The organism is Ruminococcus sp. N15.MGS-57 (assembly GCF_000980385.1).
In the GTDB taxonomy this organism is placed as follows: Bacteria; Bacillota; Clostridia; order Oscillospirales; family Ruminococcaceae; genus Hominimerdicola; species Hominimerdicola aceti.
On the sequence record NZ_LARF01000024.1, the window covers coordinates 23,884 to 33,211 of the forward strand.

The following is a 9,328-nucleotide window of genomic DNA, read 5'->3' on the forward strand; positions in this document are numbered from 1 at the left end:
CAAAAAGAGGAGCGGTCATGCCGTCTCCTCTTTACTTTTTATGAAATTGTAGTGCTATTGTATGTTGGTGTAGTAGAAAATAGCAAGCTGTGTGCGGTCACGGAGGGAGAGCTTTTCCAGGATAGTGCTGATGTAATTTCGCACTGTGCCCTCGCTGAGATAAAGCAGTGAGGCTATCTCCTTGTTGCAAAGCCCTTTTGCCACCTGTTCGATTATCTCCTGCTCTTTTTCGACTATGCCGTAGTGGTCAAAATCAAAACTGCTGTGATTGGTAAGAAGCTCAGGAAGCTTGCTTGCAACATCTGAGCCGAAAACTGTCTGCCCATTCATGACGGTTTCAAGGGCAGGGCATATGCTTTCAAAATCCTGCTTTAAAATATATCCCTTTGCTCCCATAAGCACAGCCTTTATAATGTATTCATCATCAGAAAACGTGGTAAGATAAAGTATCCTTGCGTCAGGGTACCCAGCAAGGATCTTTTCGCCGGCTTCAATGCCGCTCATGCCGTTCATGCGGATATCCATAAGCAGAACATCAGGCTTGAGAAGAGAATAAAGCTCTATGGCTTCCTCGCCGCAGCTTCCCATGGCAAGAACTTTCACACTGCCTGTGCTTTCAAGAATGGTTTTCAGCGACACCGCCACAAGCTTGTCATCATCTATTATAACAATGTTCATGTCAAGACCTCCGTTCAGTCAGGCTTTGTTTCGGCACAGACAGAAAAATGCGGAATCCCTTGCTGCCCGATGTGATGTTTATGTTTCCATTTAAAGAAGCCGCACGCTCACGCATATTGGCAAGCCCCATGCCGCTTTCGTCTATCTTTTCGGGACAGCTTCCGTTGTCTGCAATACTAAGCTGATAAAGAGCAGGGTGTTCACGAATGATTATTTTTATGCTGTCACCGTTGCTGTGCTTTGCAGTATTGGAAAGCGCTTCTTTTATAACGCCAATAAAGCAAAGCTTCACATCTCGTGACATTCTTTCGGAAAAGTCATAATCACAGCTTACTGCAAATCTGTCTTTCAGAGGTCTTATGCAGTCTTCAACAGCAGGCTTTAGTGCGATAGAATCGTCATGAAGATCATGAACGCTGCTTCGTATGCTCGTCATGGCGGTGTTTAGCGTGCCGCTCAGGTCGTTGATGGCTTCACCGACAGTTTCATCTTTGTTTATGACCGAGAGCGCACCAAGCTGTAAAATAGACCTTGTGAGCATATGTCCCACGTTATCGTGTATCTCCCTTGCAATGCGGTTACGCTCTTTCAGAGTGGCAAGATATATCTCGTAGTCTTGATTTCTCTGCATGGCTTTGTTTTTCTCTACAAGCTGGGTGGTAAGTTCTTTTGAATTGTCACGAGTATTTATGAGCATTTTTGTCAGCTTTTCGTTCAGAACGCTGCGGCTTGAAATTGTGAAGCTTACCAAAAAAAGAGCGACAAGCGGGAAGATGTCTTTTCCCAGAGTGAATATATTTGCAAGTACGCCTATGAATGTTAAGACCATAGCAGGGTAAAATTTTGTACAGAAAGCATCATAAAGCACCAAAGGGGCGAGTATCAAAGCTTCTTTGCTGAAAATGCAAAGTGAGCTGTACGCAATAACTGAAAGGTATGCAACGGCAGAGCTTGGTTTTATTTGAAAGATAGCGGAGCATATGACAGCCAATAGCAATGTGGTGATGTTTGACGGATCTGTTCCCTCTGCAAGCATGAATGCACAGCAGCTAAGGCCTAAAAGAAACTTATCCCACAGCTTGTTCATATGGCGTTCCCCCTTTGATGTGATATCTCAATTTTAACACATTAGTGGCCGATTGTCTAGTATCGTTCTAAAATAGTTTTGCTATACTGTAAAAATCATTGACTTATACCTATAAAAAATGGTATAATGATAACAATGATAATTTCTTGTAAGGAGCTTATTTTTATGAAAGACGGTTTTATAAAGGTCGCCGCCTGCACCCCTGAGATACAGGTGGCAGACGTTGACTTCAATGTGGATAAAATAATCAGTCAACTTGAAAAGTGCAGGGAAGAGGGCGTAAAGGTCGCTGTGTTCCCTGAGCTTTGCATAACAGGTTATACCTGTCAGGACTTGTTCTTTCAGAACGCTTTGCTTGATAGGGCGATGTACGGTGCTGTGAAAATAGCGAAGAAAACTGTCAACAGCGATATGCTTGTGGCTGTTGGTATGCCTGTGAGGGCAAAGGGCAAGCTTTATAACTGTGCGGCAGTTATACAAAACGGTGAGATACTGAAATTTATACCGAAAACGCATTTACCGAATTATAACGAGTTTTATGAGGCAAGGCATTTTGCACCATATATGGGCGGCAATATCCAGCTTGAGCTTACACAGTATTTTGCCGATGACGATATGCATTCTGCACAAATGGGACAGTATGTCTTTGAGCTTGACAACTGGGAAAACAACGGCGAGCAGCCAAGCGACTGCGTGAAGATAGGCTTTGAGCTTTGCGAGGATCTGTGGGTGGCTGACCCTGTTTCAAATTATCTTGCTAAATCGGGTGCAACGCTTATTTGCAATCTGTCCGCAAGCGATGAGGTCATCGGCAAGGATTCTTACCGCAGACAGCTTGTGTCAAATCAGTCTGCAAGACTGGTGGCAGGATATATCTACTGCTCCGCCGGTGACGGTGAGTCAACGCAGGATATGGTCTTTTCGGGTCACAATATCATTGCGGAAAACGGCTCTATACTTGCAGAGAGCAGACTTTTTGAAAACGGCATAACTATATCTGAGATAGACTTCAAAAAGCTTGCGTTCGAGAGAAGAAAGATCTCCACCTATCCTGAGAGCAATTCGGTTTGGGATCAGCTAAATGAAATTTATAAGCCGTATTTTCTTGACGTTCTGCCTGTAGATTATATCACCTTTGATATGTGTGATACCAAGCTTACAAGGAAATTTTCTAAAACGCCTTTTATCCCTGCAAATCAGGCGGAGAGAAATGAGCGTTGTCACCTCATTTTGCAAATGCAATCCCATGGACTTATGAAGCGTATCGCACACACACATTCCAAAACTGTGGTCATTGGCATTTCAGGGGGACTTGATTCTACGCTTGCACTGCTTGTATGTGTAATGGCAATGGACTTGCTGAAACGTCCTCATACTGATATCGTTGCGGTGACGATGCCATGCTTTGGCACAACAAAGCGCACACGCTCCAATGCGGAGATACTTTGCGACGCTTTGGGGGTAACGTTCAGAGAGGTGGATATCTCAAATGCAGTTTTACAGCATTTTGAAGATATCGGTCACGATTATAACGATCACAGCGTTGTGTTCGAGAATGGTCAGGCGAGAGAGCGCACAAAGGTGCTTATGAATATCGCAAATCAGGTGAGCGGAATGGTGGTCGGCACAGGCGACCTGAGCGAGCTTGCTCTCGGCTGGGCGACCTACAACGGCGACCATATGTCCATGTATGGTGTGAACGCATCTATCCCTAAGACCTTGGTAAGGCATATCGTTCAGTATTACGGCGACACCTGCACATCTGATACTCTTAGAGATGTACTGTACGATATTTTGGACACTCCTGTTTCTCCTGAGCTTCTTCCTACCGACGAGAGTGGCACTGAGATGACACAGAAAACAGAAGACCTTGTCGGTCCATATGAGCTTCATGACTTCTTCCTTTACTATGGCATACGCTGGGGCTTTGAGCCGTCAAAGGTGAAAAGGCTTGCGAAATATGCCTTTGAGGGGGATTATCCTGACGAGGTCATAGACAAGTGGCTCAAAACATTCTATCGCAGATTTTTCTCACAGCAGTTCAAACGCTCCTGCCTGCCTGACGGCGCAAAGATCGGTTCTGTTACCCTGTCACCGAGAGGGGATTGGAGAATGCCGTCTGACGCTGTGGCTAAGCTTTGGCTGGAGGATATCGACAAATAACGCAAGGTAAAAATAAAGTAACAAAATCTTTATAACTGCTCGGTTTTACAGAATTGGCTGTTCAGATATAATTATAAGTAAGGAACGGAAAACTTTTCTGAACAGTATCATTACGGAGGATTTATTATGAAATACACAGAGAAAGAGGTTTTGCAGTTCGTTGAAGAAAACGACGTAAAGTTCGTAAAGCTCATGTTCTGCGATATATTCGGTTCGCTAAAGACTATCTCTGTTATAGCAGGCGAGCTGCCGAAAATATTCAGAGAGGGACTTATCTTTGACGCTTCAAAGCTCGGTGGCTTTTTGAATGTGACTGCTTCAGACCTTAGACTTTTCCCTGACCCTGATACGCTGGCGCTTCTTCCATGGCGACCGCAGCACGGCAGGGTAGTAAGATTTTTCTGCCACCTGAAATATCCTGACGGAACGGCTTTCGAGGGGGATGGCAGGTTTTTCCTCAAAACTGCTATCGCATATGCGAAGGGCAAGGGATATAACTTCCAGATAGGTACTTCATGCGAGTTTTACTGCTTTGAAAAGGACGATACTGATATGCCTACAAAGCGTCCTCACGATTATGCAGGCTATTGTGACGCTGCACCTGTTGACAGGGGAGAAAACCTCAGACGTGATATCTGCCTGACACTTGAGCAAATGGATATTTTCCCAGAAAGCTCAAGACATGAAACCGGTCCAGGTCAGAACGAGATAGATTTTCAGTATTCAAACGCACTGAAAGCCGCCGATAATCTTGTGACATTCAAGAACGTTGTAAAATCTGTGGCTGACAGAAATGGGCTTTACGCAACGTTCATGCCAAAGCCTATCGTCGACAACTGCGGATCTGGTCTGCATATAATGCTCATGTGCATGAAAGGCACGGAAAATGTTTTCAGACCTCAGCTTGGCGGACTTTCCAAAGAGGCTGAGCGCATGATAGCAGGAATATTGAAAAACGTTGGCGATATGACGCTGTTTCTAAACACCACTACAAATTCATACAAACGTTTTGGCAGTCTGCTTGCACCTAAGTACATTTCATGGTCACATGAAAATTATGCACAGCTTCTTCGTGCACCGCTTGCTGATACAGATGAGAATGGTATAATACTCCGTTCAGCAGACAACACCTGTAATCCTTACTTTGCTATGGGTCTGCTTATTTATGCCTGCATAGACGGCGTTATAAATAAGGAAGAACTTCCAAAACCTTTTAATTTCAATATAGGCTCGGCAGATGAAAGCGAGCTTGCAAAGCTTGAAACACTTCCGCAGTCTTTGAAAGAGGCAGTGGAACGTGCTGAAAAGAGCGAGTTTCTTGCGGATAGGCTTCCTGAGCATATGTTGGAGCGTTTTATCGCAATAGAAAAGGAGCTTATCATAGAATATGAGAGAGCTGCCGATAAGGAGCAGTTTGAAACAGCCAGATATTTTTATCATCTGTAATGTCAGAGAAAGCTAAAAAAAGGAGGTGGGGAAATGGACAGGATACTTGTGGCTTCAAGCAATGACAAGGCAACAGCTATGCTTGTGAGTCTGTTAAAAGAAACCTTTCCCACCTGCAAGACTTCTATAGCCGCAACGGGTCTTGAAACAAGGCGTGCGGTAGGGTCAGGCAGTTATGACTGTGTCGTGATAAACTGTCCATTGTCAGACGAATATGGCAACGAGCTTGCGGAGATAGTCTGCACCTCAACTGACGCAAGCTGTGTGGCTATCGCAAAGTCGGAAAATGCGGATATCCTTGCGGATAAACTGGAAGATTTCGGCGTAATGGTGATACCAAAGCCACTAGGCAGACAGTATTTTTACCGTTCAATGAAATTTGTCAGTGCCGCAAGAAAAAGAATGCTGGGCATAAGGTCTGAGAACCTGAAACTGCACAAAAAGCTTGAAGAGATAAGAACGATAAACAGAGCAAAGTGCTCACTTATGCAGTATCTTGGCTTTACAGAACAGCAGGCTCATAAATATCTTGAAAAGCAGGCTATGGATAAGAGATGCACAAAGATCGAGGTGGCTCAGAAGGTCATCGAGATGTACGAGGTTTAAATGTTACATAATTGTTAAATTAATGTCACGCTATTGCAATTTACGGTGTAATGTTGTATAATAATAGAGGAAAATTTTAAATAACGGAGGTCGTTAAAAAATGTTAGTTTCAGCTAAGGAAATGATGACGAAGGCACTTGCAGGCAAGTATGCTGTAGGTCAGTTCAATATTAACAACCTTGAGTGGACAAAGGCTATCCTTCTCACTGCTCAGGAACTGCAGTCACCTGTAATTCTTGGTGTATCTGAAGGCGCAGGCAAGTACATGACAGGCTTTAAGACAGTTGCCGCTATGGTTAAGGCAATGGACGAAGAGCTTGGTATCACAGTACCTGTTGCACTTCATCTTGACCACGGAACATATGAGGGCTGCTACAAGTGCGTAAAGGCTGGTTTCTCATCTATCATGTTCGACGGTTCACATTATCCATTTGATGAGAACCTTGCTAAGTCAACTGAACTCGTTCACGTTGCAGATCAGCTTGGTCTTTCAATTGAGTGTGAAGTTGGTTCTATCGGCGGCGAAGAGGACGGCGTTGTAGGTATGGGCGAGTGCGCAGATCCAGACGAGTGCAAGACAATCGCTGATCTCGGCGTTACAATGCTCGCAGCTGGTATCGGTAACATTCACGGTAAGTATCCAGCAAACTGGCCAGGTCTTTCATTCGAGACACTTGCTGCTATCAAGGAAAAGGTTGGCGATATGCCACTGGTACTTCACGGTGGTACAGGTATTCCTGATGACATGATCAAGAAGGCAATCTCACTTGGCGTTGCAAAGATCAACGTAAACACAGAGTGCCAGCTTTCATTCCAGGAGGCTACAAGAAAGTACATTGAAGAGGGCAAGGATCTTCAGGGCAAGGGCTTTGACCCAAGAAAGCTTCTCAAACCTGGTTTCGAGGCTATCAAGGCTAAGGTCAAGGAGAAGATGGAACTCTTCGGTTCTGTTGGCAAGGCTTAATCAATAGCTAAATTAACGTAAATAAACGGGCTGTCGTTTCGGCGGCAGCCTTTTTATGTTATTTTATTTTCCAATTAAATAGAGTGTAACCTAGATCAACCACTCACAAATAAAAACAAGGAGATTTTTTTATGGAAATTTTCAGTGCACGTCGTTTAACAAACATGGGACTTATTGCAGCGATATACGTTGTGGCTACGATGCTTTGCAGCTCGCTTGCATACGGACAGGTACAGTTCCGCATATCTGAGGTTTTGATGCTACTTTGTTATTTCAACAAGGATTACATCATTTCGCTTTCTATAGGTTGTTTGATAGTCAATCTATTCAGTACGCTCGGAATGGTGGACGTAGTATTTGGAACGCTTGCTACAGTTGTGGCAGCGGTTCTTATCTATCTGCTGAGAAACAAGGTAAATCTTGTAGTTGCGTCGCTTTTCCCGGTGATATCAAATGCGGTGATAGTTGGCTTTGAACTGACATATGTCTTCAAGACGCCGCTTCTTGTGAACATGGGCTGGGTAGCCTTAGGCGAATTTGTATGCGTAACGATAGTTGGTGTAATACTTATCAAGGCGCTTATGAAGAACAAGTATTTCAGCAAGCTTGTGACTTTCGGCATGAGCGATCAGGCTCTTAGTGAGCAGTTTAAAAACGGGTGATGATTCCGATATAAAAATCAGCCTGACTTTTTAGTCAGGCTTTATTTTTTGGCGTTTTTATCGAAAAAACTGCGAAAAAGTATTGACAAAGTACGTGTAATATGATATAATATATACGTTGCATTGAGCAACGTTAAATATGCGGATGTGGCGGAATTGGCAGACGCGCTAGCTTCAGGCAGCGTAACGACAGTGAATTTATTTGCTTGGCTGCTTTCTGGTTCATCATAAATGTGGATTAGTGTGATAAGCACCCACCTCGGTTTTGGATTTGAGCCGAGTAAAAGTTTCAAATTTTTATATGCGGATGTGGCGGAATTGGCAGACGCGCTAGCTTCAGGTGCTAGTGATCGCAAGGTCATGTGGGTTCAAGTCCCGTCATCCGCACCACGAAAAGCTCGATTTTATCGGGCTTTTTTCTTTTGCTCCAGTAAAAATAAATGGGCAGACACGCTGGCTCTAAGAACAATTTTTAATTGATATTATGCTAAAACGCACTACCATAGCTAATGCGTCTGTCGGTTAATATATTCATATATGTAACGAACAAATCCGCAGGCGATACTGCGGATTTCGTTTTAATTTCTATGCACTTTCTAATTCTTCTGTTGGCTCAATAAACACGCTGACAGTTCCATTAAACTCTCCGTTCATCTCGAATCTGATATCAAGACTTTTATCTTCATTTTGATGAATGAAAATTCGCTTGACTAACATTCTTAGATTGATATCCGAAATCGTACCCTCGGACAGGATTTCATCAAGTATCTGTGTTGTGTTTTTAAGCTGTTCTTTTCTCTGTTTGCAGATTTTGTCATATTCCCTCAAGTCGGTTATCCGTTTTTCAATAGCGGATATTTCTTCTTCACGCTTAGTAATCATATTGTTGTAAACTTGTGCGTGTTCTCTGTCGCCGATTCGCTCTATAATCAAATCTTCGATCTGCTGTCGGAGTGATAATATCTTATCGTTGAGCTGCTGTATCTGACGTTCATACAGCGGCTTTTTCTTTACCCAATCCTTGACAATCTTGTTGTAGCGTTCGCTTTCGGCAAGTATCGTTTCACGAAGTCCTCGGACTTCATCTTCGATCAAAGCGTCAAGCTGATTTTCACGGACTGTGTGCGGAGTACAGTATTGCTTGCCGTAGCGGTGTGCGCTGTTGCAAGTGTATTCAACGTACTCTTTGCCTTTCCATTTTCTTGTGCGAGCTACAAAGCAAGCCCCGCAGTCGGAGCATTTTATTAATCCGGAATAGCGATGAAGATTCCTGCCATTTTGCGAACGTGGATTAATCTGTGAACGCTGTTCCAGTAAAAACTGTGCCTGTTTCCAAGTTGTTTCATCAATTATTGGTTCGCAGAAATTCTCATGGCGATACTGTTCTTCGGGCGGAATGAAAGTTTTGGTTTTGTATATTTTTGAAGTTACTGTCTTATGATTAACCATTGTGCCAATGTATAATTCATTTGTGAGAATGCGTTTGACTGCTGTTTGTACCCACAAGTATTTTTTAGAGATGTCGGGTTTCCAATCTGCTAGCTTTCTGCGCTGATAGTATTCTGGTGATTTTATTCCACGTTCGTTCATCTTCTTTGCGATTGTGGTCAAGCCGTAGCCGTCAACGTATAGCTTGAATACTTCCTGCACTATCCAAGCTGTTTCATCGTCTACCAAAACAGTATTTGTGTTTCGGTCACGCTTGTAACCGAGGGGTAAGGA

Annotated in this window: 8 protein-coding genes and 1 tRNA gene; 6 read left to right on the forward strand and 3 right to left on the reverse strand. The window is 43.6% G+C overall.

Features of this window, described 5'->3' with window-relative positions; all coding sequences use genetic code 11:
• Positions 1-54 precede the first annotated feature (54 nt).
• Positions 55-678, reverse strand: a complete 624-nt coding sequence (locus WS40_RS06665) for a response regulator (protein WP_046441242.1) — start codon at positions 676-678, stop codon at positions 55-57.
• 1 nt (position 679) lies between these two features.
• Complete coding sequence (locus tag WS40_RS06670) at positions 680-1,765, reverse strand: sensor histidine kinase (protein ID WP_046441245.1); 1,086 nt, start codon at positions 1,763-1,765, stop codon at positions 680-682.
• Between the two features lie 165 nt (positions 1,766-1,930).
• Here WS40_RS06670 and WS40_RS06675 point away from each other — a divergent pair, with 165 nt between their 5' ends.
• The 6 genes from WS40_RS06675 (at position 1,931) to WS40_RS06700 (ending at position 7,996) form a co-directional block, all read left to right on the forward strand.
• Complete coding sequence (locus WS40_RS06675; RefSeq protein ID WP_046441247.1) at positions 1,931-3,928, forward strand: NAD(+) synthase; 1,998 nt, start codon at positions 1,931-1,933, stop codon at positions 3,926-3,928.
• Between the two features lie 126 nt (positions 3,929-4,054).
• Entirely contained in the window at positions 4,055-5,374 is a 1,320-nt protein-coding gene (locus WS40_RS06680) for a glutamine synthetase family protein (protein ID WP_038671331.1), read from the forward strand.
• 33 nt (positions 5,375-5,407) lie between these two features.
• On the forward strand, positions 5,408-5,980 hold the full coding sequence (locus WS40_RS06685; protein WP_022288387.1) for an ANTAR domain-containing response regulator: 573 nt from the start codon (positions 5,408-5,410) through the stop codon (positions 5,978-5,980).
• Between the two features lie 100 nt (positions 5,981-6,080).
• Positions 6,081-6,944 (forward strand): class II fructose-1,6-bisphosphate aldolase, encoded by an 864-nt coding sequence (gene fba / locus WS40_RS06690; protein WP_046441249.1) that lies wholly within the window; start codon positions 6,081-6,083, stop codon positions 6,942-6,944.
• A 131-nt stretch (positions 6,945-7,075) separates the two neighbouring features.
• A complete protein-coding gene (locus WS40_RS06695) occupies positions 7,076-7,606 on the forward strand; it encodes a QueT transporter family protein (protein WP_038671335.1) in 531 nt (176 codons plus the stop codon).
• A gap of 303 nt (positions 7,607-7,909) precedes the next feature.
• Positions 7,910-7,996, forward strand: a tRNA-Leu gene (locus WS40_RS06700).
• 195 nt (positions 7,997-8,191) lie between these two features.
• Here the strand turns inward: WS40_RS06700 and WS40_RS06705 are convergent.
• Positions 8,192-9,328, reverse strand: a 1,137-nt coding sequence (locus WS40_RS06705) for a recombinase family protein (protein ID WP_046441251.1), incomplete at its 5' end; no start/stop codon positions are given.

Coding starts and splice junctions, on each gene's coding strand:
- WS40_RS06665 (WP_046441242.1), bottom strand. CDS start 678: ATGAACATTGTTATAATAGATGATGACAAGCTTGTGGCGGTGTCGCTG.
- WS40_RS06670 (WP_046441245.1), bottom strand. CDS start 1,765: ATGAACAAGCTGTGGGATAAGTTTCTTTTAGGCCTTAGCTGCTGTGCA.
- WS40_RS06675 (WP_046441247.1), top strand. CDS start 1,931: ATGAAAGACGGTTTTATAAAGGTCGCCGCCTGCACCCCTGAGATACAG.
- WS40_RS06680 (WP_038671331.1), top strand. CDS start 4,055: ATGAAATACACAGAGAAAGAGGTTTTGCAGTTCGTTGAAGAAAACGAC.
- WS40_RS06685 (WP_022288387.1), top strand. CDS start 5,408: ATGGACAGGATACTTGTGGCTTCAAGCAATGACAAGGCAACAGCTATG.
- fba (WP_046441249.1), top strand. CDS start 6,081: ATGTTAGTTTCAGCTAAGGAAATGATGACGAAGGCACTTGCAGGCAAG.
- WS40_RS06695 (WP_038671335.1), top strand. CDS start 7,076: ATGGAAATTTTCAGTGCACGTCGTTTAACAAACATGGGACTTATTGCA.